Below are 26330 nucleotides of genomic sequence, written 5' to 3' on the forward strand. Positions count from 1 at the left end.
AAAAACTATTACTGTTTTTGAAGGATCTCCAATCATGTAAAAAGGACTTAAATTATGAGCAAAAGCTACACTCTTAAGGCCGAAAAACGCGAGCGGGTTGGTAAGGGGTCCTCCCGTGAACTTCGCCGCAACGGTCTTATTCCTGCTGTCATTTATGGTGAAAAACAACCACCCTTGGCAATAACAGTTCCCTATAAAGAAATTTTCTACAAAATTCATGCTGGTGGCTTTCGTACCACTATTGCAACGATTATTCTTGACAAGCAAAAAATTATGGTTTTGCCAAAAGATTATCAACTCGATCCCGTGCGTGACTTTCCCCTCCATGTAGACTTTTTGCGCATTTCAGCAAAATCCGTTGTAGAAGTGAATATTCCTGTCCACTTCCTCAATGAAGATACGGCACCTGGACTTAAAAAGGGTGGTGTCCTCAATATTGTTCGGCACGAAATTGAATGTACAGCTCCAGCAAGTGCTATTCCTGAAGCTATTGAAATTGATCTCTCCAGCTACTCTATTGGTGATTCTATTCACATTTCAGCAGTGCAACTGCCAAAAGATGTGACTCCCATCATCCAAGATCGAGACTTTACCATTGCAACCATTGCAGCTCCTGCTGGCATGGATGTCAGCGATGAAACTTCTGAACAAGAAAATGATGAAGAAGACACACAAACTTCATAAAACTCAAAAGGCGGGAATTTTTCCGCCTTAATTTATGAGACATTACCCTTACTCATACTTTGACTGAAGATACACATGTGGCTTATTGCTGGTCTTGGCAATCCTGGTTTACAATATCAAAATAACCGCCATAATATCGGTTTTATGGCTGTTGATGCCATTTATCAGTCCTTCTCTTTTTCTCCATGGTCAAAGAAGTTTCAAGCAGAAATCTCCAATGGTTTCATAAATAATGAGAAAATTTTTCTTATAAAACCACAAACTTTCATGAATCTTTCTGGTCAAGCTATCGGTGAAGCTTTGCGATTTTATAAATTAGATTTAAAGAATTTGATCATCATTTATGATGAGCTAGACCTGTCACCGGGGAAAGTTCGTATAAAAATTGGTGGAGGAAATAATGGGCATAATGGCATTAAGTCTATTGATGCCCATTGTGGTACTGACTATTGTCGTATACGCATAGGAATTGGTCATCCTGGAAGCAAAGAACTTGTTCATCAACATGTCTTGGGGAATTTTACCAAATCTGATCAAGAATGGTTATCCCCTCTCTTAGAGACAATTGCAAAAAATATCGCTCTCCTTATAAAAGATGATAAATCCCTCTTTATGAATGAAGTTTCACAAACGATAAAACACAATCAGAACCATTAGCTTGCGTGCCCCTGTCGCGTGAAGAATATGAATAAGAACTCTTAAAAAAATCCTCTTATAAACTTTCTCAAAGGCAAAATCTGTTGGCAACGTGAGAAGCTAGAAAATAGAACAGAATACAAGCTTGTATACACCTTTGAAGAAGAAAGGCTTATATTCTCTTTTGAGAGAAAGAGAAGATTGAACAGCAAACACAGCTCTCTCCAATCTTCTCCCCTAAATTAAAAAAAATCATTTGGCTGAATGGTCGACTGTAGCGGATCGTAACCATTTGATTGTTGACTATAAACTGTAGGAATACTCCTATTGTTTTGCAATACCACAACACGCGAACCAATGGGAACACGATCATAAAGATCGATAATATCTTGATTAAGCAAACGGATACACCCACTTGAAATAGCACGCCCAATTGACCACGATTCGTGTGAGCCATGAATACGGAAAAGTGTATCTTTCCCATTTTTGAACAAATAAAGTGCCCGCGCACCTAATGGATTATCGGGCCCTGGTGGCATTCCTTTCCCAAGATGACCATAACGTTCTGGTTCTCGAGCCATCATAGCTGCAGTAGGAGCCCAATTTGGCCACCGACGCTTGCGCTGTATAACCCCCTCACCTTCAAATGCTAGGCCTTCTTTACCGACACCAATCCCATAACGCAAAGCTTTTCCATTTTCACCAATAAGGTAAAGAAAACACTCTTGCGTATCTATAACCAATGTTCCAGGCGCATAAGATGTATAATAAATCACCTCTTGTCGCCAATATTTTGGATCAATTGTCGCAAGATCAACAGCAGGTAACGAATAGGTCTCATTCGTTACAGGACCATACAAAGCCTGTATTTCTGGTGGAATGTATCGAACTTGTTGAAAAGGTACCGATGACATATCTGACTGACGTGTAGCACATCCAGCCAAAGCCAAAAGTGCTGCAATTAAAAAGGCACAACGAGATAACACTCTTCTATTTTCTCCGATTAATTATTTATGCAGATTTGCATACCATGAAAAACTTAGCACAATATTAACATTAATTCGAAGTTTTCTTATCCTTGTAACTAAGGAGAACAATAAGGTAAGAAGAACTAAGGTAAAAAGTAGATACCTATTACTTTAGACTTTTTTCTCACTTATCGCAAGACCAGGACTATAACTCTTCTGAAAATATGCTATAAAAAGGAAGCTTTATCTTGACCATAAAATTAATAGAAAAGAAAGACTCTCATGGGCTTTAAATGCGGTATTGTCGGATTACCTAATGTCGGGAAATCAACTCTTTTTAATGCATTAACAAAAACAGCCACTGCACAGGCTGCCAATTATCCTTTTTGTACCATTGAACCCAATACCGGAGAAGTTGCTGTTCCAGATTTACGAATGGAAAAAATTGCATCAATCGCTGGTTCAAAAGAAATGATTCCTACACGCATTAACTTCGTCGATATTGCGGGGCTTGTGCGAGGAGCTTCAAAAGGCGAAGGTTTAGGAAACAAGTTTTTAGCCAATATTCGCGAAGTCGATGCCATTGTCCACGTTTTACGCTGTTTTCAAAATGAAGATATTACCCATGTAGAGGGACGTATTGATCCTGTTTGTGATGCGACAACGGTTGAAACCGAACTCATGCTTGCGGATCTTGAAAGTCTTGAGAGACGAATCATACAAATCCGTAAACGAGCAACCGGAAAAGACAAAGAAGCTCTCACAATTTTACCTATTATGGAAAAAGCATTAAACATACTGCAACAGGGAAACCCTGTCCGGTTATTACTCAAAGATATTTCTTCCGATGAACACCACATTCTTAAGAGTTTGAATCTTTTAACCTCCAAGCCTGTACTTTATGTTTGTAATGTAAGCGAAAATGACGCCGCTCGTGGAAATAGCTTTACCCAAACAGTTGAAAAAATGGCAACAGAGCAAAATGCGCAAAGCATTATCATTTCTGCTTCTATCGAAGCGGAAATCACACAACTGAGTGATGCTGAAGCATCAGAATATCTCAATGCGCTAGGACTCTTTGAACCGAGTCTCAATCGCCTCATTCGCGCTGGTTACCATTTACTTGATCTCATTACTTACTTCACCTGTGGGCCTAAGGAAACACGAGCATGGACAATTACGCGTGGTACAAAAGCTCCCCAAGCAGCTGGTATTATTCATTCAGATTTTGAGCGCGGTTTCATTCGTGCCCAAACCATCAGCTATAATGACTATATTGCTCTGGGTGGAGAAAGCGGTGCAAAGGAAGCAGGAAAAGCCCGCGATGAAGGAAAGGAATACATTGTGCAAGATGGCGATATCATGTTATTTAAACATAATACTTAAATCTTCACTCTGTCTTAATAGTTTATCTTGAAAACTTTGGTAATAGCTCCTTGGAATCTTGTCGCAAAAATTCTCAAGAGTTTTTAGAACAAAAAAACTGTTGCTAGCATATGATTGTGATAGCAACAGCTTGGTCCATTAAAGAATAGAAATATAAAATTAGCGTGTCCAACGCCCTTCGTATTTAAATGTTGGAGCGTTCTTTAAAGAATCTTTTGTCGCATTTGTAATAAGTTTCCATTTACCATAATCATTTGTCATCTGGATTGTTTCTGGAGAAACGACCACATAACTCTCGCCTATGCCAAGAAAACCACCAACAGCAATAACAAATCCTGCAATATTATTTTCACGTAAAATAATATCTTTTACTTCACCAATATTTTCATCTTCTATATTATATACATTGGCGCCTATAAGACTGGAAGCAACAAAATCCGTTGCTAAAGGTGTCACATAACGCACAGACTTATCTATCCCCACCTGTACAATACCCGTCGAAGAGATCATTTCAGGTTTTGAAGGCACTTCAAAAGACTGAGCATAAGTACTAGAAACCATCAAAATTGACATAAGAGTAGTACATGCAATTTTTTTCATTTTAACATCTCCATTTTTACTTTGCTTTTACTTTATAAAACCTCAATGCATCATAAAAAGATTTGTTCCTTATGCTCTTTATACTCTATACTCTTTTGAGCCTTATCGCTTTACCCTTTTCTCTTTATTTCGTCTTTTATTTCTTTCTCTAATTCTTCTTCTAAACCACACCAAATACGATTTTTTAAAATATAAACAAACCCTGCAAAAATGATTAAAAATAAAATAACACGAAAACCGGTTTTTTTACGAATTTCCATATGAGGATCGGCAGCCCACATCAAAAAAGCAGAAACATCGCGCGCATAATGTTCAATGATTTCTGGGGTTCCATCTTCATAAGTAACCATACCATCACTCAAAGGAGGAGCCATAGTTAAAGAATTACCGGCAATAAAATAAGGATTATACCAATAACCATTCGCAATTTTTATCTCCTTCGGTGCCTTCTGATATCCTGTTAAAAGAGCTGTAATATAATCTGGACCAGCTGTATCATAATGAGTCAATGCATCAGTAATTAAAGCAGGAAACGGCAAAGATACCCCACGTGCACGTGCTATCAATGTCAAATCTGGAGGATAAGCACTATTCAAAATAAATCTTGCTTCTTCTTCATGTGAAAAGGGAGAAGGAAAATAATCCGTTGCAACCCCAGCACGTTTAAAAAATTTTCCTTCTCGATTAGGACCATCGCGCACTTCATATTGCCCCGCCAAAGCTTTGATCTGTTCTTGATCATACCCAAGATCTTTTAAATTGCGAAAAGCCACATATTTTAGCCCATGGCAGCTGGAACAAACTTGTCTATAAACCTTTAATCCGCGCCTCAATTGCGCCTTATCATAAAGCCCAAATGGACCTGAAAAACTCCATTCTTGTTTTTTAGGAACCTGTAAAGGAAAAGAAATAAATCCTTCTTCCTGATCAGAGGCATCACTCGCTAAACTCTGAGCAGAAAAACTCATAGCAACAATAACAACCAGCCCGACAAAAACATTTACCATAGTCTCTTTTTTTTCTGTTTTAAATCTTGCATAATTGAAGAAGGAAGAGAACAATTTTTTTCAAACGCTGGCAAAATCGGCAAAATAACCAAAAAAAATATAAAATAATAAACCGTAGCCAATTGTGTCCATAAAAGAATTTTGTCACTTATTTCTCTTGACCCCAACCAACCAAGAAAAACGACATCAATAACCAACGCCCAAAAGAAAATTTTATAAACAGGTCGATATCTTGCTGAACATATTTTAGAGCGGTCTAACCATGGCACAAAAATTAAAATGCAAATCGAACTGACGAATAAAACAAAGCCAACAAAGTTTGAAGAGAAAATACCGATATCAAAAGTTATAGCACGAAGCATCGCATAAAAAGGCAAAAAATACCATTCTGGAACCACACGAAGAGGTGCCTTTAAAGGATCTGCCACACTATAATTTTCAGCCTGCCCCATATAATCGGGCATATAAAACAAAAACCAGGCAAAGAAGATGAGAAAAACAGTAATAGCAAAAATATCTTTGATAAGCGCATAAGGCGAAAATGGAACTGTTTCCTTATCTGATTGTATAGCAAGACCCGTTGGATTGCCTTGCCCAACACAATGAATTGCCCAAATATGCAGCCCCACAAAAAGAAGCAAAATAAATGATAAAACATAATGGAAAACATAAAAACGATTCAACGTTGGTTGTCCTACGACATAACCACCCAGAAGTGTCTCATGCAACCATGTCCCCACCAAAGGTATCGTTTTTAAAAGCCCTGCAATCACTGAAGCCGCTGAAATAGACATCATCCCCCAAACAAGCACATAACCAAAAAATGCTATTGCCATCATGATGATATAAATAAAAATACCTGTAACCCATACCATTTCTCGCATATTTTTATAAGAACCATAATAAAGTCCACGTGCCAAATGGATATAAACAGCAATAAAAAAAAACGAAGAGCCTACACAATGCCATGGACGAAAAAGCCAACCAAACTGCCCTTCACGCCAAAATCGTTCACTAGTTTCAAAAGCCAAATGAATATCCGGAACATAATGCATAGCCAAGACAATACCAGTCAAAAGCTGTGATAAAAGCATAATGGTCAAAATACCGCCAAATGTATAAAAGTAATTAAGATTACGCGGAACAGGAAAAATCACAAATGCATTATAAAAAAAACGAGGAAGAGGAAAACGCTTATCAAACCAACGGGCAAGTGCATTTTTAGGACAATAAGGAGAAAACCTTGTCATAACCTTATCCTATTTTGAGCAAAGTATCAGAAAGAAATTGGTAAGGAGGAATAGCCAAATTATAGTTAGCTGGACCCGACCGCACTCTTCCAGCTGTATCATAAACAGACCCATGACATGGACACAACCACCCTCCAAATTTCCCAGATTGCCCAAGTGTTATACAGCCTAAATGCGTACAAAGATTAATGACGATAAGCCAATTTTCACGTCCTTTACCTGCTGAACGTGCAAAATCCGTCGCTTCTTTTTCACCTTCAAGATTAGGATTGCGCGCTTGACGATCTTTTAGAAGTCTCAATTCAGTAGCGCGCGCATCAGCAATTTCTTTTGCCGTACGATTTCGAATAACAACAGGCTGTCCTCGCCACTTTACCGTTACTGACATCCCCTCTTCAATACCAGAAAGATCAACCTCAACAGAGGAAGATGCCAAAACAGCTTCATCTGGACGCAACTGACGGATAAAAGGCCACACAACCGCTCCCATTCCAACTGCTCCTGCAACAGCTGTTACCAAAAACAGAAAATCCCGCCTCGTTTGCTCACCCATGGCCTTAACTTAAAGAGACACTTTGCTAAAACATTCTTTTACCATACCCTCTCCCATTGTACAATGCTTGATCACTCCGTTACCTCAACCATAAAAACATCCCCGTAAAACACTCCTGCCATTTGTATGGTTTATACAAAAAACTGTTTTATAATGATAATTCATCGTTTTACAGAGTAAATGAAATCCCTAAACACCGTAAGGTTTTTTCATTTCAAACCTATTCATATTAATCAATCAAAATTACTCCCCCGCCCGTGAAAATCAGAGATAGCATGTAAATAAACACTTCTAAAGAAAGAAACATAGTCTTGTTATGACCATATCTCAGTAAACAAGTTGAGCTTATCGGTTATTTCTTTAACACATTTACAGCATCTCTCCCTCCCTCAATTCCAACTGGTTGCATGAGTATTTTTTTCGCTTCTGTTTTTGCATAAAAAGCATATTTTGTTGATTTTAATTAAAATTGATGATCTAACCTCATTAAATATCCCACTTTTCAACATAATGAGCCAAGTCATTTCATGGATTGCTCAATAAAAGGAAGTCCCGAATAGGGAGCTTCTCTCTTATCCCAAACAGATCTGTATACATAACTTTTTCCCTGAAATTTAAAGGGAATAAAAATGAACCGTAAAAAACATGTATTTCTCAAAGCATATTTTTCGAATAAATTGTGGTATTTCTTTACAAAGTCGAAAGAAAAATCATATTACAGAGAACATGACACTTCATATAGCTCTTTTCCAACCTGATATTGCTGGTAATACTGGAACGATTTTACGTCTTAGCGCTTGCTTTGGTTTACATGTGCACATTATTGAACCTGCAGGCTTTAATCTGTCGGATCGTAATCTCAAACGCGCAGGATTGGATTATCTCGAATATGCGTCCTTAGAACGACACATTGATTGGCAACATTTTATAAGCTCCATGAAACACTTTAACCGCCGCCTGTTGCTTTTAAGTACAAAAGCAAAAACATGCTATACGCAGATATGCTATCAAAGAAATGATGTTTTACTTTTTGGTCGGGAATCAGCTGGAGTTCCCGATTATGTTCATGAAACGGCCGATTACACACTGAAAATTCCCATGCAACCACAGGCACGCTCTCTCAATCTCGCCATGAGCGTGGCTATAACAACAGGAGAAGCATTGCGCCAAATTGGTTATTATGAAAGAAAATGTATTTTATAAAAATATAAATTATCACGAAAAACAATAATACAACATATAAAGAACAGTTAGAGCGTATAATGCCTATCATTTTCAAACAATTAAGTGCTTGTAAAATAAACATTTCTTAGTACCCATCACATCCATTTCATATCACCTCATATCACCACCTATGAATGATTAAATACTCCTCATAGTAAAAATCCAGTGAACATCCCCCTCTTTATGGTCATACAAGGTGCAAACCGCTACCACTATTCTCTTTATTCGTTCTCATTTTCGAGAATCCTTATCTTTGAGATGATTCATAAGAGACATTTTTCCTCTCTGTAATCATTTTTCCTCACTTGTGACGTGTAAGGCAATAACTTTGATTGATGTAATATGAACAGGTTTGAAATAACCTTACAATATTGTGGACTCTTCTTTCACATGAATAATGATTATTATAAATTAATATGTTGACTTAAAAAATATAAAAAACAATGGGTTTATAAACAGAAATATTATAAATCAATTTTTTCTAATAGTGCATGACGATCCATTAAAAATCCGCTTTCAATCCATATCATTTCTAGCTCTTTAAGCTTTTTTCCTAAAAGTATACCTTTCGTAAAACCTTTTTTTATTAAATCGTTACCATTAATAGGAAAAGTTGGAATTTGCCATTTTTTGGCAAATTGATAAAGCTTGACATAACCCTCTGCTTTTTGCAAAGCATCACTTTTTTCCAGATGATCAAGATGTGATGCAGCGACAGACAACGATAATTGATCTAAAACTGGCTGTCGTCCATAAAAATAAATCAGTTTTTGCACAAAATGATCAGAACAGTTTTGGTTTATTATTTCTAACTCTGCCCATTCTTTTAATCGCGTTGTTTCCTTAAGAGAAAAACGCAAGCGCTGTGCCATTTCATGAAGACGCATGGGATCAGGAGGAAGAAGGCTTTCTAGCCGTAACAATGGATCAACTTTCCAACCAAAAGCCTGTTCTGTCTTCACCAATGCGTGAATTGCATCAATACCCCATCGTTCTGTTTCAGGAAAAATGAGTGCCAAAATTCTGCTTTGTCGCATCCATAAAAGAGCACGCGTTGGATCAAACGCCGCAAGAAGCTTTTTCATTTCTGCCCAAATACGTTCAGAAGAAAGTTTTTTTAAACCGTGTTTTAAACGAACACATGCCTTCAATCCTTGCACATCAGGTCGCCCTGCTCCATACCACGCAAAAAAGCGAAAAAACCGTAAAATACGCAAATAATCTTCGCCAATACGATCTTCTGCAACCCCAATAAAACGAACTGTTCGGCTAGCAATATCACTCAAACCTCCCACATCATCATAAAGGTTGCCAGCAGCATCACAATAAAGCGCATTTATCGTAAAATCTCGCCGTTCAGCATCTTTTTTCCAATCACGACCAAATGCCACTTTTGCATGACGACCATCTGTTTCAATATCGCAGCGAAGCGTTGTAACCTCATAAGAACATGAATGAGCAACTACTGTTATTGTACCAAAAGCAATCCCTGTAGGAATAGCTTTAAATCCTGCTTCTTCTACACGTGCAATAACCTGTTGCGGCAAACAGGTTGTTGCAATATCAATATCACTAATAGGCTGCCCTAGCAGTTGATTGCGCACTGCTCCCCCTACAATACGCGCCTCTTCCCCCTCCACAGACAAAACACGAAGAAGTGTTTGGATATCACTTTGTTGTAACCACGCAACCTGTTTGAAGTTCTGTCTTATATTCACCCTTTAACCTTTCAAAAAAGTTGTCTTCATTGCTTTAAAAAACTCTCTTCATAAAACAAATTTTTTAAGACATCCCTTATAAAGCACGTCTATTCTTCCAAAGAAACTTTTCTCTTCTATACGAATATGAAAAAAAACGGCATATGATACTTCATTTCTTCTCATTTTCTGTTACAAACAATAAGATATCCATTATCATGCAGAGAAAATTACCATTTTTGCGACAAACGCCTTAAGGAAGAAATATGAGTCAACATGATCCATCATCCAATTCTATAAAAAAGGTCAATATCAATCATGAAGCTCAAGTCATTATTGATGATATTGATACGGCACACAAAGAATTGGATATTTTACAAAAAGAAATTGACAAAGTTATTTTTGGGCAAAATCAGGTAATCGAATATGCTTTAATCGCTATTTTTGCTGGTGGTCACGCCCTTCTTGTCGGTGCTCCAGGACTTGCAAAAACACGTCTTGTTGAAACATTGGGAACAGTCTTAGGGCTTGATGAAAAACGCATCCAATTCACTCCTGACTTAATGCCATCGGATATTATTGGTTCTGAAATTATGGATTCCGATAAAGACGGTAAACGTTCTTTTCGATACATTCAAGGTCCTATTTTTACGCAACTTCTCATGGCCGATGAAATCAATCGTGCTTCCCCACGGACACAGTCAGCCCTTTTACAAGCTATGCAAGAATATCATGTTACTGTTGCAGGTAACCGTTATGATTTGCCACAACCTTTTCATGTTCTTGCAACGCAAAATCCTCTCGAACAAGAAGGGACCTATCCACTTCCTGAAGCACAACTGGATCGCTTTTTGATGCAAATCGATATTGACTATCCTGACCTCACAACAGAGCGACGGATTATTTTAGAAACAACAAAAGAAAAAAAATCAAATGCAAAACCAATTTTATCCGGCAAAAAATTGCAAAAAATTCAAAATATCGTTCGCAAAATGCCTCTTTCAGAAAGTGTGATCGAAGCTATTTTAAAAATTGTCCGCTCATCTCGCCCTCATAAAGACAATAGCCTTGCTAATACTTATGTTTCTTGGGGACCTGGTCCACGGGCATCACAAGCCCTTTCACTTTGTGTTCGCGCCCGTGCTCTTTATTATGGACGCTTAGCCCCTTCACTTGATGATGTTGAAGCATTGGCCTATCCTGTATTACAACACCGCATGGCTCTTAATTTTTCTGCCCGTGCTGAAGATATAACCGTAAAAGATATTATTAATAACCTTGTGAAAGATGCTCTTTGAATGGCTCTTGGCAAAAAAGTTTTACAAAAGCCTCCATTGTCGCTGGCAAATGAACTGCATAAGGATACTGGCAAAATGCCATATTTCCTTTTACAAGCGCGTCATATCGCTAATACATTGATAACCGGATGGCATAGACAACGTAAAAGCGGTAATGGGGAAAACTTTTGGCAATTTCGTCCCTATATGGAAGGAGAATCCATTAGCCGCATTGACTGGCGTCGCTCAGCGCGTGATGAAAATACATATCTCCGTGAACATGAATGGCAAATGACACAAACCGTTTGGCTTTGTCCTGATCAGAGCGCATCAATGCATTACTGTTCGCGCTTTTCTAAAATCTCTAAAGGTAATCATGCCATTATTCTTACCCTTACCTTGGCATCCCTTCTTGCACGCAGTGGCGAACATATTGCTATTCCTAACTTAATGTCCCCCACAATGACATCCAATGTCGTAGAACGAATAGCCTTTGCTTTAGAAAATCATTCAGATGAAAATTTATTTCCGGATTTTTCAACGATTACACGCTTTTCACATGTCATTATAATGAGTGATTTTCTCGACTATCCTGAAAAAATCATCCAACATTTAACCGTTTTAACTACAAAACAAGTGACAGCGCATTTAATTGAAATTTCTGATCCCGCAGAAGAAAGCTTTCCCTACACAGGTCACACAGAATTTTTGGATCCCGAAACGAAAGAGAAACATGTTTCCACTAAAGCAGAAGATCTTCGTAAGAGCTATTGTAAACTATATCACGCAAGGCGACAAGAATTGGTAAATTTTTGCGCACGCCAAGGATGGTCTTATCACGTTAGTACAACAGATCAACCTTTAACAGAGACCATTTTTCATCTTGCAAATACAATGAGCGACTCTCCATTGCAAAAAAGGAGGGCACTTTGAGTTTTGCTGCTCCCTTTCTGTTACTAGGGCTTTTGTTCCTACCGGTCATTTGGTGGCTGTTGCGGATAACTCCTCCATCTCCGCGTAAAGAGCTTTTTCCCCCTTTTCGCTTCTTACCCAAACCAACTCATCAACAAGAAACAGCAAAACATACACCTTGGTGGTTGCTCTTGTTGCGTTTAACCATAGCGGCACTTGTTATCATAGCTCTAGCACGCCCCACTTGGAATCAAAAACCAATAAGCTTTTCCGGATCTCAACCCCTTGCACTCATTATTGATAATGGTTGGGTTTCTGTAAAAGAATGGAAACAGCGCATCTCTATCGCTGAAATGCTCCTTGCACAGGCAGAAAAACAGCAAAAAAATATTTATCTTGTTGCAACGGCTGAAAATAATATCTCCAATATAGAGCCCCAACCAGCCAAGATTATAAAACAGCATTTAATGCATTTGCAACCGCGTCCTTGGCCTGTCAACCGTGTGCATGCCTTCAAAAAACTCAGCGAAAGAACCAAAGGAAAACCTCTTGATATTGCTTATTTAAGTGATGGATTACAAACAAATGAAGATGAGCAAGCTTTTGCTCTTCTTGAAGAATTAAAACCTAGAAACTTCTTGTGGTATTTGACTGATATTTCCGATTTAACCGGCATAACATCCATAGAAAATAATAATGGAAACATGGGCGCGCGTATTATCCGCTCAACAACACACAGTAATACTCCCGCTATACTCAGCCTTTACGATTCAAATAATCAACTTCTCGGTCAATTTACGAACAATTTCTCTGAAGGAGAAACAACAGCACTTGTTCCTTTTAATGTACCACTTGAACTACGCAATGATATCGCTTGGATAAAAATAAACAATCAAAACCATGCTGCTGCAACCTTCTTGGTAGATAGCCATAACAGGATAAGCCGTGTTGCTCTTCTCTCACCCGATACCAATGAAATGGCACAGCCTTTACTTGCTCCATTTTATTACATTATCAAAGCCTTACAAGGTCATACACAGCTTATAACAGCCGGTGGAAGAGAACTTTCAACGGATATTGATCATTTGCTTAAACAAAATCCATCTGTTTTGATTATGGGTGACATTGTTAACATACCCCCAAAAGCAGAAAAAAAACTTTCTGATTTTGTGAATAAAGGGGGAACACTCATCCGCTTTGCAGGAGAAAAACTCAGTAGCGCAGAACATTACGATAACCTTCTTCCGATACCACTGCGCCCAGGTCAACGTTCCCTTGGAAGTATTATGTCTTGGACAAAACCACAAAAGCTTGCCCCTTTTGCAAAAAATAGCTTTTTCTTTGGTCTTCCCTTTCCAGGAGATGTTACTGTCTCGCGCCAAATCCTCGCAGAACCAACCCCAGATCTTTTTGAAAAAACGTGGCTTAGCCTTTCGGATGGAACCCCTCTTGTTACCGCAGCAAAACGTGGTAAAGGAACCCTCATTCTCATTCATGTTGCTCCTGACCCAACATGGTCTAACCTTCCTCTTTCTGGCTTTTTTGCACAAATGCTGCAAAAATTAATCACATTAGGTTCTAACGAAAACACAAACCTAACACACAGAGAAAAAAGAACAGTGATACAAAACCCTTGGCGAACTATAGCCATTGACGGACAATTACAAGTACCACCCTCTGATGTTGTTCCTTTGATCTTTGACTCTCAAAATCCACCCCATCCTTCCTACCATACTCCCCCAGGACTTTATGGTGCCAAAAACAATTTTTATGCACTCAATCTCTTAACTCATTCGTCGCACTTGATGAAACAATCATCATTGCCAACTTCTCTTAATAAAAGCCCTTTATCTTACGATACAAAAGAAAAAAATCTTATCGGTCCACTTTTAGGATTAGCCATCTTATTATTCGCCTTTGACAATTTTCTCATTTTATGGATGGGAGATATTTTTTCTTTCATGAAACGGCGTAATATGTTTCTCGTCCCCTTTATAAGTCTTATTGCCTTGTTTTCATATGATCCAACTCTTCATGCACAAACGAAAGAAAATCATCATGATAGTGTACAAGCTGCTGGCGCAACACATCTTGCCTATGTTATAACCAATAATCATGAAATTGATACAACGAGTAAAAGTGGTCTAGAAGCGTTAAGTCAATTTATCGCAGAGCGCACAATGCTTACCCTTGGCTCTGTTACAGCACTTGATCTCGATAAAGATGAACTCTCTTTTTATCCTCTTATTTACTGGCCAATTGATGTTAAGAGTCCTATACCAACCCCCAAAAGCCTTGAAAAAATAAATAACTTTATGAAACATGGGGGAACAATTTTATTTGACACGCGCGATCAGATAAAGAGCAATCTTAATCTTGAAGGAGACGCTACTCCAGAAACGCAAAGATTACGAGATATCTTAAAAAAGTTAAATATTCCATCCATTGAGCCAGCATCAACAGATCATGTTGTTGCACGTTCTTTTTATATTATGCCAGATTTTCCTGGTCTCTACCGTGGTTCACCTTTATGGGTTGAATCCTCATCAACAAACAAAAAAAATAAAAACTCTCTTGCCAACGGCGATAACGTAAGCTCCCTTCTCATCACCGCAAATAACTTTGCTGGGGCTTGGGCACTCGATGAAAAAGGGGCATGGAAATATCCCCTTGTTCCCAATGATCCAATGCAACGTCTATGGGCATTTCGTGCAGGTTTAAATATTGTCCTTTATGTGCTTACAGGAAACTATAAAGCGGATCAAGTGCATGTTCCAGCACTCTTGGAACGCTTTAAAAGAGAAAGAAGGCAATGATATCATTTTTCACTTTTCAGCCTTTTTTACCACTCTTTTGGATTCTGCTCTTAAGCGGAATATCGATTCTTTTTGTCGTTGTTGGTCTTGTTACGCTACGGCAAGGTTCTTTATTTCGTCTGATGGCATTAAGCGCCCTTATCCTTGCTTTGCTCAATCCAATGATCATAAAAGAACAGCGCGAACCACTGAAAAGCACAGTAGGCATTGTCATTGACCGCAGCAAAAGCCAATCATTTGGAACACGTACAAATGATAGTGATGAAGCGCGCAGGCAATTAGTCGAAACACTGGCGCATTATCCACAATTTGAACCACGCTTTATTGAAGCTGGGAAACTTGCTGATAATCGATATGCACCCTCAACGAATTTGTTTGAAGCTTTAACACAAGCACTATCTGATGTACCGTTCTCTCGTTATGCAGGAACCATTTTTATCACCGATGGACAAGTGCATGACATCCCTGACCTATCAGACCTTCATCATGAAGCACCTCTCAATGCCCTGATTACAGGATACTCAGATGAATTTGATCGCCAAATCAAGTTTATTTCTCCTCCACGCTTTGCCCTTGTCAACAAACCACAAACGCTCTCCATTTTGGTAGAAGATAAAGGCCCCGCCAAAAAAACAATATCAGAGAAAGCAAATATTACACTAAGCGTCAATGGACAAGACATTGGCCATTATTCTGTAACTCCTGGCGTGATTTTTCAAACTGAAATTACCCTTCCTCATGCTGAAAAAAATATTATCCAAGTTATAACTGATCCACACAAAGGTGAACTAAGCTTGGAAAACAACCGCGCCATAACAATTATTGAAGGAATCAGAGAAAATTTACGCGTTCTTCTTATTTCAGGTGCTCCTTATAATGGAGAACGGACATGGCGAGACCTTTTGAAAGGTGACTCCAATATTGATCTTGTTCACTTTACTATTTTGCGTCCCCCCACCAAAGCAGATAATACGCCCTCAAGCCAATTATCCTTAGTGGTCTTTCCCACAAGAAAACTCTTTGTTGAAGAAATTAATAACTTTGATCTCATCATCCTTGATGGCTACCAGCACTCTACTGTTCTCCCCTTAATCTATTATGATTATATCGCCCAATATGTACAAAAGGGGGGTGCATTGTTGATGGTAACAGGACCTGAATTTACCCAAAAAAACTCACTTGCGAAAACACCTTTAATAAGCATTCTACCGGCATTGCCCAATGGAACTATTATTGAAAAACCTTTTCGCCCCACATTAACCAAAGAAGGTGAGCGCCATCCTGTCACAAGGGGTCTTGCAACACTTAACCTTCCCGCTTCTCAATGGGGGCAATGGTTGCGACAAATTGCTATTCAAAACATAAATAACGGAATCGCCCTCATGAAAGGAGCGGATGAACAACCACTTTTACTTCTCTCCCATGTTGATAAAGGACGTGTGGGCATGTTGCTTTCTGATGAAAGTTGGCTTTGGGCACGAGGTTTCGAAGGCGGTGGTCCTTATGCTGCTCTTTATCGTCGTATTGCCCATTGGCTCATGAAAGAACCAGAACTTGAGGAAGAAAAATTAAGTGCGACTAGCAGCCATCATCATTTAACAATTCGCCGCCAAACTCTAAAAGACCATCCAGAACCCGCTGAAATAATCTTTCCCTCTGGAAAAAAAGAAAATATTACTCTGACCAAAGAGAAAGAAGGCCTTTTTACTGCAACTGTGACCACTGATGAGACAGGAATTTTTAACATTAAAAATGGCGGTTTAACAATACTTTCTTCTGTAGGGATGCTCGATAATCTTGAGTTGTTTGACTTGATTTCAACACAAGAAAAACTAGCCCCCATTATTAAGCACACTGGTGGCTACATCGGACGTTTACACCCTGAAGGAAAAGAAAACATTCATCTTCCTCCATTTAAGCTGATTCAATCAAAAACAAGTCCGTCCTCTTCCCCAGCACATTCAATTGTTCTGAAAGAAGCAACAGAAACCCGTTTAATCAATACCTTTTATTTTTCGATATTTTCTGGTTTTTTTGCACTGCTTGCTTGCCTTTTACTGTTGAGCAGCATGTGGTATTATGAAGGCCGTTAAAAAGTCTGAGATTTCGTATAATAGTTTTAAAATTCAGCTTATCTTTTTACGTATTTACTTGTCTTTTGTAATTAGATAACGTATTGATTTATAACTCAAAATACAGTGGAATTCTCCTTATTTCCAATATCCTCATATTAAAACAATAAAAAACATTCTCTTGCGTATTATTAGAAGGGATGCTGTATGGATAGAAACCATTGAAGAAAAGAGTGAAATACCTCTTATGAATCCTCTTAAAGCAAAGCAAGGATTTTCATAAAATTGGGGGAAAATAGTATGATGTTTTTTATTTGCACCTTGTATAAGTGTAGAGATGGTAGTGTACAGTAAGCCCTATATAGTTCACAGAAGCTTTCCATTATAATATCGAGTACCATCGTGAAATTAGCTCAAACGCATTGAGAAATGTTTTTTTTACAAATATGTGAATCTACAACACAATGATATTTTATTAGGGATATTCTATTTGGAACATTCCGCTTGAGACATTCTTTTTTGCAAGCTAATTTTCATTTTACAATCTTTCTTGCCTTTAAGCACTAACTTATCTTATGTTTATTCTTTAAATCGTTTTTAATACTTTACGAGCTTTTATGTTTTATCTTGCCCATATATCGGATGTACATCTTTCCCCTCTCCCGCAACCTTCCCTTTTTGAACTTTCTGGGAAACGTCTTACCGGTTATCTGAACTGGCAAAAAAAACGTAAGAGTCAGATGGCAACAGATGTCCTAGAAACTTTAATAGATGCCTTGAACAAAACAAAACCTGATCACCTTGTGATCTCTGGTGATCTTGTAAATCTTGCTCTCGATAAAGAATTTGTACAAGCTCATCGTTGGCTACTTAACCTAGGAAAACCTCAAGATATTTCTTTGACATTTGGAAATCACGATGCCTATGTCCGCGGCGCTTTACAAAAAGCATGCACTCTCTTTAAACCTTGGATTACAGGTGACATCCCTCAAAAAAGTGCCTTTCCTTATATGCGCATTCGCAAAGATGTTGCCATCATAGCAGCTTCTTCAGCCATTGCGACATTGCCTTTTCAAGCTTCTGGCTATTTTGGTAAAATGCAAGCGCAAACTTTACCGCTCTTTTTAAAGGAAGCAGCACAGCGCAACCTTTTTCGTGTCGTCATGATTCACCACCCCCCCTTTCCAAAGGCAACGTCTTGGCATAAAAAACTACGGGATATAAAACGTTTTCTAGACATTATCAAATACCACGGTTGTGAGCTTATTCTTCACGGACATACTCATTTACCCACATTGAATTACATTGAAGGACCAATTAAAAAAATTCCTATTGTTGGTGTTCCTTCCGCATCACAAGCTTTTGGTGATAAAAAACCGCCCGCAGGCTTTAATTTATTTTCCATTGAACGCTTACAAAATCAATGGCATTGCCAATTACAACGTTATAGCATTATCAACCCCAAAAACGAGATTGCATGTACTGAAAAAATTAATCTTTAAACACCTTCATAGTTGCCCAAACAACCAAAAATAAAAACATTTTTATTTCACATCCCTTTGGAAATCATAATTCTTATTTCCCTTTTTCTCCTTAAAAGATAAAGTTTCACCTTCTCTGTCAATAGATCAATTTTTCTCAGACAGTTCCATCTGCTGCCCCACTTATGTGACTAGCTTTTTACAAACTTATCGGTTTTCTTCCTTCCCGCTCTAAAGGACGAAAATTCTACCACATCTGATTTATAAATAATTCGGATTCTTGTCTCACGGGTTCCAGCTGCTAATTGCGCATGTGATTTACTTCACAAAGCTCTACACATAAACCCTGCTTTGAATTTCATCATCCACTCCTCCAAAAGCATCTAATGCGTAAAATCCTTATAATATTACAATGATGATATTTTATAGAATAATAGAGAAGCTCATTCAGCTTCTATACCTGAAAATCAATGGCTAAAAAAGCCAAATAATAACTAAAGTATATAATTTAAATAACCCAACCTACTTGTGATTCATAAACAAATGATGTTGATTGATTTATCGTAAATAGATTTGAAATGATCCATTACTATTTCACTCGAAATTTATTATCGTACATTAAAAAATTAGGAAAATAATAGATTATATTTCGATAACAGACATAGGTAATAATGTTTTTTATGTCTCAATAAATTCCTAATTTTCTCTCTATTTTTTCCTATAAATCACTTTATAATACTCTTTATAATTATTTTATTATTGAATTATATTGCGGATGTAATTTTACGTTCTTTAGAGTTTTTTTGCGAGCTTTTTGTTATTAAATAAAATATTTTACGATACCGCAAAACAGAAAAGTTGATTGTATGAAAAATCTTTCAAATAAAATAAAATGCCATTAGCTTGCCAATTCACATGTTGGTTTAAAAAAGCATCTTTTAAAGCACCCAAACCCATTTCCCGACGGTACCTATGAATGATGTAATGTTAAGTCCATTTAGCAACACCATCTTCACGTTTATGGAAAAGCAAGCTAGTATCAAAATCTCACACTTTGCCACCCCCTAATGTAGCGACAGCCTTTAGCACTTAAAATGGTTCATAAGAAGCATTTTTATTCTTTCTTTAATGTTTTTATCTCACGACGCCCCCTCTTTTTGACGTGCAAAAGACATGGTTTTGATCGGTTCAATTAAAATGAGAAAATCTTATGACACTTGGGTCTCTCACTCAACATGACAAAAAGTAATTTATGTTTACAAATCAAAGTATTGTTCGAATAAAATAGTAGCTCTTTTGAGTAAAGGATATTTACTAGAACATATCTGAAAAATAAAAGCCTCATTCGAAAATGAGACTTTTGAAGTGTTTAATTCTGCAAAAAATTAAAATTTATAAGCTACACCCACACGAAAATCATTTGTCTTGTAGCCCATTTCAAATTTATCCTGTATGAACTTCTTTTTGCCAAAATCTGAATAACGATATTCTGCACGTACAATAATATTATCAGTCATTGCAAAATCAATACCACCTCCAAGGGTATAACCAATCATGGTCTTTTTTTCATCATGCAACCAATCAGAAAAATCAACTTCTCCATTTTTGCTATCAGCTACTGCCGCAAAAATATTCTGAAGCTGCGTATAAGCAATCCCTCCAGAAATATAAGGCATCATACGCTCAATCGCAAAACCAACTCTCACCCGTGTAGCACCAGCCCATTTTTGTTTTAAAGTATGACGTACAGCTTTAATAGGTGTTGTCGAATCCTCCTCATGCAAATCTCTTGTTAGACTTGTTTTTTCTACAAGTTTTGGTGTTTCTTCAGTTGGACTTTTTTTCGGTAGATTGACATCTTTAGAATCCTTTTTACCAAACCACATAATATCTGTATCAATACCTATAATAAAACTATTATCGATATCAATATTGGAACCTGCATAAACTCCCCCGATAAAACCAGAAAGTTTAGGTAAATTCTCCTTTCCAATTGGATTCCATATCCCTGTCTCATGTTTTAAATAACTTGCAGTTGTTTTACCTGAAAAGTTACCAATCTGTCCTCCAAGATAAAATCCTGTCCAAGACAAAGCAGGTGCTGGAATAACAGGAACAGGTTGTTCAGGAATAACGATATCCGACGCCTGTACTACAGAAATTGAAATTAAAGAAAATATAGATGTTGAGGCTAAATACTTTGTAATCATAATTGCTCCCCTAAAAGCTAATGTGATACATAAATAATGATAAATCGTTTCACAATTTTTTGAAAAAATCTATAGCAAAAATGACACAGTTAAAAAATTAAAATTAGTTTTAAATAAAGCTTAAATATTATTTATAATTTCCAGAAGCTATTAATCTATAGTAGCTTTTATAGCTTCATATTGATCATTATTACTTGGAATTATATAAATAATTATAATGTCAATTTTTTGAAAAAATGAGATAACGCTCATAAAAAATATGATTCACTAAATTAATCACTCACCGCTTTTTGTATAAAGAATGATACCTAGAATGGAGAATTTTTTCATCACACTTGAAAAAACAGTAGAGAACTTCACTCTAACCCTCTCAAGCGTCTATGAAATGAAAGACAAAAATTAATATATAAAAATGGAATTAATAATTTTTATTTATTCTTATAGAATTATTTTAATATTTCATGATTTTTGTAAAAACTGAACAGACCAATTGCCCAGTTTCTGCAATTAATTTTTCAACACGAAGCAAATCAGGTTCCCCAACACTATTCAACAAAAGGTCACTTAATCCAGGTGGCATGTCATTGGGATCAAGAGAATCATTTAAGCAAAGCCGTATAATTTGACTCAAATTTGTATAAAGACGATAGGCATAATGTAAATCAGCAATACATGACTGATTAAGAAAACTGTTTGGTAAGTGATCTAAAATATCCGCTGTCGTCGCTCCAATTTGAAACTCAATGACATGCGTAATAAGAGAAAATTGAGCAATAAACTCCAAATCCATAATGCCACCAGACATCGTTTTTAAATCCCATTGATTTTTTGGCGGCTTTTCTTTTGCAATCAAGGCACGCATTTCACATACTTCTTTTGCAACTTCCTTCTTATCACGAGAAATAGCAATAATTGCACACACTTCATTTTCTAGCTTTTGTAAAAAATCAGGGTCTCCTGCAATGCCTCGAGCCCTTGTTAAAGCAAGATATTCCCATATCCATGCTTCTTGGCGATAATACTTTTTAAAAAATGGAAAAGAAACAGCAATAGGTCCTTTATTGCCTAATGGCCGTAACCTTAAATCAACGACATAAAGAATACCTTGGCTTGTAAGAGTGGATAAAGCAGAAACGAGGCGCTGTGCTAAACGCGTATAATATTGAGAGATATAAAGAGGCTTTTCTCCATCAGATATTTCTGCATCATCATCGTGTTCATAAAGCAAAACGAGGTCAACATCGGAATCTGCTGTTAATTCGCGACTTCCAAGCTTCCCCATACCCAATATGCCAACACGCCCTCCTTTAATACGACCATGAAGACGAGAAAATTCCTCTTGAACGGTAGCAAATGTTTTTGTAATCATAAGATCAGCAAGCGCAGTAAAAGCAAAACCCGCTCTTTCTCCTGTAATTGTACCGTTTAAAATTCGAATACCAATCAAAAAACGTTGTTCATCTGCAAAAATCCTTAAATGATCAAGAATTTCCTCATAAGAAAGAACATTTTCAAGAAAATATTCAAGCCGTTTTTCTAAGTACGTTTTGGTCGGTAATTCTGAAAGAATATTCGGATCTAACATTCCATCAAAAACATGGGACCTGCGTGCAATAATTTCTGCAAGACGTGGAGCAGCCCCCATAATAAGGACAAGCATATCCAAAAGAGAAGGATTAGACTGCAAAAGACTAAAAAGCTGAATTCCTGAAGGTAAGCCCTGTAAAAAACCATCAAAACGTAACATCGCCTCATCAGCTCGTTTTGTCCCACCAAAAGCTTTCAAAAGAGCTGGTGTTAATTCCGTTAATCTCTCGCGTGCTTCGGCTGATTGCGTTGCTTTATAACGACCAAAATGGAGCGTGCGCATAATACGACAAATATCACTTGCTCTTTCGAAGCCTAAACGGCTTAACGTTATTAATGTCTCCGGATCATCTTCTTCACCGGTAAAAACTAAATTACCAATTTCTAAACCAAGTTCTTGCTCATTCTCAAACAGTGCAGCATAATGTTTTTCAACAACCTGAAGTGTTTTTAATAAATCACGGATAAAACTGCTCCTGTCTTGATAACCCATTAAATAGGCAACACTCGTGAATTGAGCTGTATCATTTGGAAGAAGATGTGTTTGTTCATCGAAAAGCATTTGAATACGATGTTCCACATTTCGAAGAAATGCATAACTTTTTATAAGGCTATTTCTCGTTTTCTCACTGATCCAACCAAGCGTGTGAAGTTCTGCTAACATTGCAACTGTCTGACGTCCACGTAATTGAGGAAAACGTCCACCAGCAATGAGCTGCTGTGTCTGAACAAAAAACTCAATCTCACGAATACCACCACGACCTAACTTTATATTATGCCCATAAGCTGCAATTTGACCGTAATTTTTATGCGCATGAATTTGACGTTTGATCGAATGAATATCAGCAATAGCAGCATAATCTAAATATTTCCGCCACACATAGGGAAAAAGCTCTTTGAGAAAGTTAAAACCTGCCCTCTTATCACCAGCAACTGGACGTGCTTTAATCATGGCTGCTCGTTCCCAATTTTGCCCACGCCCTTCGTAATAACGCAATGCAGTCCTTACTGGTAAGGCCAAAGGGGTTGAACCTGGATCTGGACGAAGACGAAAATCAAGACGAAAAACATATCCTTCCGCAGTGCGTTCTTGAATGATACGGATTAATCGGCGTACCATTTTAGAAAATACGTTAACACTTTCAGAAAGATTACCAATATGAGATGATGTTTCATCAATGAAAACAATAAGATCAATATCAGAAGAATAATTAAGTTCCCCTGCTCCTAACTTTCCCATCCCTAAAATAATTAAACCACAGTCTTTTTCTGGATTCTCACGGCTTAATAAATTGATCTTACCATGATCATGCGCTTCTCTTAATAGAAAACGTAGTGCTACACTTAATGCTGCTTCGCCCAAACGTGTCAACCAAGCACATGAAACTTCGTAAGTAAAAACACCACCCAAATCAGCTAAAGCAATAAGAACATGCGCTTCTCGTTTTTTGCGCCTTAAAGCAGCCATCAATGAAGTTTCATTTATAGCTTCATCTTTATCAATAGCTGTAATATCATCTATAATTTCGCTCAGCCTTGTTTCTATATCAACATTTAATAAAGCACTAAGATATGATGGGTTGGCAATTAAAACCTCACGCAAAAAAGGAGATAAGGTCATAACCGAACTGATAAAATCAATCTGCGTTCCACTCTCTGAAATGATGGAAACAAGCGATTCTAAACCTTCTTTCCTTGCTTGTTCTTCCATGTCTTTTAACCATTGGGAACCACTTTTATCGAGAGGACATAAAGGGAGAAGCTGTGTTTTTAAAAAAGCTTGTTTCATCTCTGCTCCCTTGAAAAGCATTTTGCTTTCCTTTCTATTGCTTTATACTTTTAAAATAGTTGTTACGTATGAAAGTGAAGAAAAATATCTTTAAGGAAATAACAAAACAGCCCTAAGCCCTGGATTTGCATTTTCAAGTAACAATTCACCCCCGTGAAGCTTCATAACCGCTTTTGCTATACTTAAACCAATCCCAAACCCAGGTTGTGTGCGGCTTTCTTCAAGACGAACAAATCGTTCTGTCACTTTTTCACGTTTATCCTCTGCTATTCCTGGTCCATTATCGCTCACAACAACTAATAAATGTTCATCACGATATTCCATTGATAAGCAAACCTTCGCTTGCCTTCCACCTTTAGGCGCATATTTAATTGCATTATCTATAAGATTAAAAATTGATTGTGCAACAAGCTCACGATTCAATTTTAGCTCTTTATCAAATATATCTCCCAACTGAAGTAAAACACCTGACTCTTCAGCAAAAGGTTCGTAAAGCTCAACAGCATCCTCAATAATCAGTTTCATATTCATCATTTCAAGATGTTCAATTGCACTGCTGGCCTCAATACGTGAAATCATTAAAATCGCATTGAACGTACAAATAAGTTGATCTGATTCTGCAATAACCCTATCAAGGACCTGACGATATTCAAGCTTTGTCTTATTTCCTGAAAGCGCTTCTTCAGCGCGATTTCTAAGACGCGTTAACGGCGTTTTCAGATCATGAGCAATATTATCTGATACTTGACGTAAACCAATATTTAACTCTTCAATGCGGTCTAACATAACATTAAGATTGGTTGACAATCGATCAAACTCATCCCCTACTCCAGAAACAGGTAAACGCCCACTGAAATCACCATCCATCAAGCGCTGTGATGCAGCCGTTACATGATCAATCCTTTGTAAAGCTCTCCTGCCAACAAAAAACCATATGAGTAAAGCGCCTCCAACCATTGCAGCAAGTGCAATGATCACAGCTTTGCGAATAACAACAGCAAAACGTTCTGGCTCATCCAAATCACGTCCTATAAGAATCTTCATAGCATTAGGTAAATCAACAATAACCGCCAAAGCGCGATGTTCACTTGTTTTGCCATGTTCTCCAAAACGGGAATACAAAAAAGAGGTAGAAATAAAACCACTCTGATTCAAAAGACCTAATTCAATACGTGCTACATTTCCTGCTAAAATACGCCCCATAGAATCTGTAACAAGATAAAGAAATGCTCCTGGTTGTCTTGAACGATAATCAATAGTGCGCATTAATAAGGATAATCCTCCATAATTATAAGCATTTTCAATATACTTTAATTCTTCATGTAAAGCCTGTTCAGTTTGCTCTGTTAACAATGAAGCAGAAAATGCCGTCATATAAATAGAAAGTCCTGTTGCCACCAATCCAAACAATAAAATGTAAAGTGCTGAAAGCCTTAGCGCCGTCGTGCGCATTATATTAATCAAACGATTCATGCTTTGTTATCTGGTACTTTCAGCATATATCCAGCTCCACGCACTGTATGGAGAAGGGGAACATCAAAATCTTTTTCAATTTTGGCTCTCAAACGAGAGATATGGACATCAATGACATTCGTTTGTGGATCAAAATGGTAATTCCAAACGTTTTCCAAAAGCATAGTGCGTGTAACAACCTGCCCCGCATAACGCATCAAATATTCAAGTAAACGAAACTCTCGTGGTTGCAATAGAATGTTTCTATCACCTCGTTTTACCGTATGTGCTAACCGATCAAGCTCAAGATTACCTACACAGTAAACAGTTTCTGCTTCTTTAGGATTTTTCCGCCGTTGTAAAACTTCAACACGCGCAAGAAGTTCAGAAAAAGCATAAGGCTTTGTCAAATAATCATCTCCCCCTGCACGCAGCCCCGTTACACGATCATTAACTTGCCCTAAAGCAGACAGAATAAGAACCGGTGTTTCATTGCCTTTAGCGCGCAATTCAGCAATAATAGAAAGACCATCACGATGCAAAAGCATTCGGTCAACAACCATAACGTCATAATTTTCCGTGGTTGCTAAAGCGTATCCCGTATCTCCATCATAAGCAACATCAACAGAATGCCCTACTTCCAAAAATGCTTTTTCGAGATAATGCCCCGTCTCATGATCATCTTCAATAACGAGTATCTTCATAAAACGTATCTCCATTATTTTATTA

At 37.6% G+C, this 26330-nt stretch carries 19 protein-coding genes; 9 read left to right on the plus strand and 10 right to left on the minus strand.

Annotated features, from left to right (window positions below; all coding sequences use genetic code 11):
* Positions 1–54: 54 nt before the first annotated feature.
* Positions 55–684 (plus strand): 50S ribosomal protein L25/general stress protein Ctc, encoded by a 630-nt coding sequence (locus tag ACFIMI_RS01925; protein ID WP_375611180.1) that lies wholly within the window; start codon positions 55–57, stop codon positions 682–684.
* A 75-nt stretch (positions 685–759) separates the two neighbouring features.
* Entirely contained in the window at positions 760–1341 is a 582-nt protein-coding gene (gene pth / locus ACFIMI_RS01930) for an aminoacyl-tRNA hydrolase (protein ID WP_375681750.1), read from the plus strand.
* Between the two features lie 221 nt (positions 1342–1562).
* On the opposite strand, the gene ACFIMI_RS01935 is transcribed toward pth, so the two are convergent.
* Entirely contained in the window at positions 1563–2306 is a 744-nt protein-coding gene (locus ACFIMI_RS01935; RefSeq protein WP_375611178.1) for a L,D-transpeptidase, read from the minus strand.
* A gap of 264 nt (positions 2307–2570) precedes the next feature.
* On the opposite strand from ACFIMI_RS01935, the gene ychF reads away from it, so the two are divergent.
* Positions 2571–3674 (plus strand): redox-regulated ATPase YchF, encoded by a 1104-nt coding sequence (gene ychF, locus ACFIMI_RS01940; protein ID WP_375612983.1) that lies wholly within the window; start codon positions 2571–2573, stop codon positions 3672–3674.
* A 159-nt stretch (positions 3675–3833) separates the two neighbouring features.
* Here ychF and ACFIMI_RS01945 read toward each other — a convergent pair whose 3' ends face one another.
* From ACFIMI_RS01945 to petA, 4 genes are all read right to left on the minus strand, one after another.
* Positions 3834–4274 (minus strand): PRC-barrel domain-containing protein, encoded by a 441-nt coding sequence (locus tag ACFIMI_RS01945; RefSeq protein ID WP_375611176.1) that lies wholly within the window; start codon positions 4272–4274, stop codon positions 3834–3836.
* Between the two features lie 110 nt (positions 4275–4384).
* Positions 4385–5281 carry a cytochrome c1 gene (locus ACFIMI_RS01950; RefSeq protein ID WP_375612984.1) on the minus strand — a complete coding sequence of 299 codons (897 nt, stop codon included), beginning with the start codon at positions 5279–5281 and terminating at the stop codon, positions 4385–4387.
* On the minus strand, positions 5275–6531 hold the full coding sequence (locus ACFIMI_RS01955; protein WP_375636225.1) for a cytochrome bc complex cytochrome b subunit: 1257 nt from the start codon (positions 6529–6531) through the stop codon (positions 5275–5277). The genes ACFIMI_RS01950 and ACFIMI_RS01955 overlap by 7 nt, the downstream gene beginning before the upstream one ends.
* 4 nt (positions 6532–6535) lie before the next feature.
* Positions 6536–7084 carry a ubiquinol-cytochrome c reductase iron-sulfur subunit gene (petA, locus tag ACFIMI_RS01960; RefSeq protein ID WP_375611173.1) on the minus strand — a complete coding sequence of 183 codons (549 nt, stop codon included), beginning with the start codon at positions 7082–7084 and terminating at the stop codon, positions 6536–6538.
* 726 nt (positions 7085–7810) lie between these two features.
* On the opposite strand from petA, the gene ACFIMI_RS01965 reads away from it, so the two are divergent.
* Positions 7811–8287 carry a tRNA (cytidine(34)-2'-O)-methyltransferase gene (locus tag ACFIMI_RS01965; protein ID WP_375606355.1) on the plus strand — a complete coding sequence of 159 codons (477 nt, stop codon included), beginning with the start codon at positions 7811–7813 and terminating at the stop codon, positions 8285–8287.
* A gap of 485 nt (positions 8288–8772) precedes the next feature.
* On the opposite strand, the gene ACFIMI_RS01970 is transcribed toward ACFIMI_RS01965, so the two are convergent.
* The gene (locus ACFIMI_RS01970; RefSeq protein WP_375692199.1) at positions 8773–10026 is read right to left on the minus strand and encodes a CCA tRNA nucleotidyltransferase; all 1254 of its coding nucleotides are present in this window, start codon (positions 10024–10026) and stop codon (positions 8773–8775) included.
* Positions 10027–10271: 245 nt separating this feature from the next.
* Here ACFIMI_RS01970 and ACFIMI_RS01975 point away from each other — a divergent pair, with 245 nt between their 5' ends.
* The 5 genes from ACFIMI_RS01975 (at position 10272) to ACFIMI_RS01995 (ending at position 18584) form a co-directional block, all read left to right on the plus strand.
* On the plus strand, positions 10272–11303 hold the full coding sequence (locus ACFIMI_RS01975) for an AAA family ATPase (protein WP_375612988.1): 1032 nt from the start codon (positions 10272–10274) through the stop codon (positions 11301–11303).
* Complete coding sequence (locus tag ACFIMI_RS01980) at positions 11304–12215, plus strand: DUF58 domain-containing protein (protein ID WP_375638069.1); 912 nt, start codon at positions 11304–11306, stop codon at positions 12213–12215. It begins immediately after the preceding gene.
* Positions 12212–15010 carry a DUF4159 domain-containing protein gene (locus ACFIMI_RS01985; protein ID WP_375692200.1) on the plus strand — a complete coding sequence of 933 codons (2799 nt, stop codon included), beginning with the start codon at positions 12212–12214 and terminating at the stop codon, positions 15008–15010. Before ACFIMI_RS01980 ends, ACFIMI_RS01985 begins: the two co-directional genes overlap by 4 nt.
* Complete coding sequence (locus tag ACFIMI_RS01990) at positions 15007–17103, plus strand: glutamine amidotransferase (RefSeq protein ID WP_375675053.1); 2097 nt, start codon at positions 15007–15009, stop codon at positions 17101–17103. Before ACFIMI_RS01985 ends, ACFIMI_RS01990 begins: the two co-directional genes overlap by 4 nt.
* A 596-nt stretch (positions 17104–17699) precedes the next feature.
* Positions 17700–18584 (plus strand): metallophosphoesterase family protein, encoded by an 885-nt coding sequence (locus tag ACFIMI_RS01995; protein ID WP_375612992.1) that lies wholly within the window; start codon positions 17700–17702, stop codon positions 18582–18584.
* 1364 nt (positions 18585–19948) lie between these two features.
* Here the strand turns inward: ACFIMI_RS01995 and ACFIMI_RS02000 are convergent.
* From ACFIMI_RS02000 to ACFIMI_RS02015, 4 genes are all read right to left on the minus strand, one after another.
* The gene (locus ACFIMI_RS02000) at positions 19949–20773 is read right to left on the minus strand and encodes an outer membrane protein (RefSeq protein WP_375612993.1); all 825 of its coding nucleotides are present in this window, start codon (positions 20771–20773) and stop codon (positions 19949–19951) included.
* Positions 20774–21224: 451 nt separating this feature from the next.
* Positions 21225–24149 (minus strand): bifunctional [glutamine synthetase] adenylyltransferase/[glutamine synthetase]-adenylyl-L-tyrosine phosphorylase, encoded by a 2925-nt coding sequence (locus ACFIMI_RS02005; RefSeq protein ID WP_375692201.1) that lies wholly within the window; start codon positions 24147–24149, stop codon positions 21225–21227.
* A 90-nt stretch (positions 24150–24239) separates the two neighbouring features.
* On the minus strand, positions 24240–25622 hold the full coding sequence (locus ACFIMI_RS02010) for an ATP-binding protein (RefSeq protein WP_375610111.1): 1383 nt from the start codon (positions 25620–25622) through the stop codon (positions 24240–24242).
* Positions 25619–26305, minus strand: a complete 687-nt coding sequence (locus ACFIMI_RS02015) for a response regulator transcription factor (protein WP_273791552.1) — start codon at positions 26303–26305, stop codon at positions 25619–25621. The genes ACFIMI_RS02010 and ACFIMI_RS02015 overlap by 4 nt, the downstream gene beginning before the upstream one ends.
* Positions 26306–26330 lie beyond the last annotated feature (25 nt).

The organism is Bartonella sp. AP4SXKL (assembly GCF_042195845.1).
Classification (GTDB): domain Bacteria; phylum Pseudomonadota; class Alphaproteobacteria; order Rhizobiales; family Rhizobiaceae; genus Bartonella.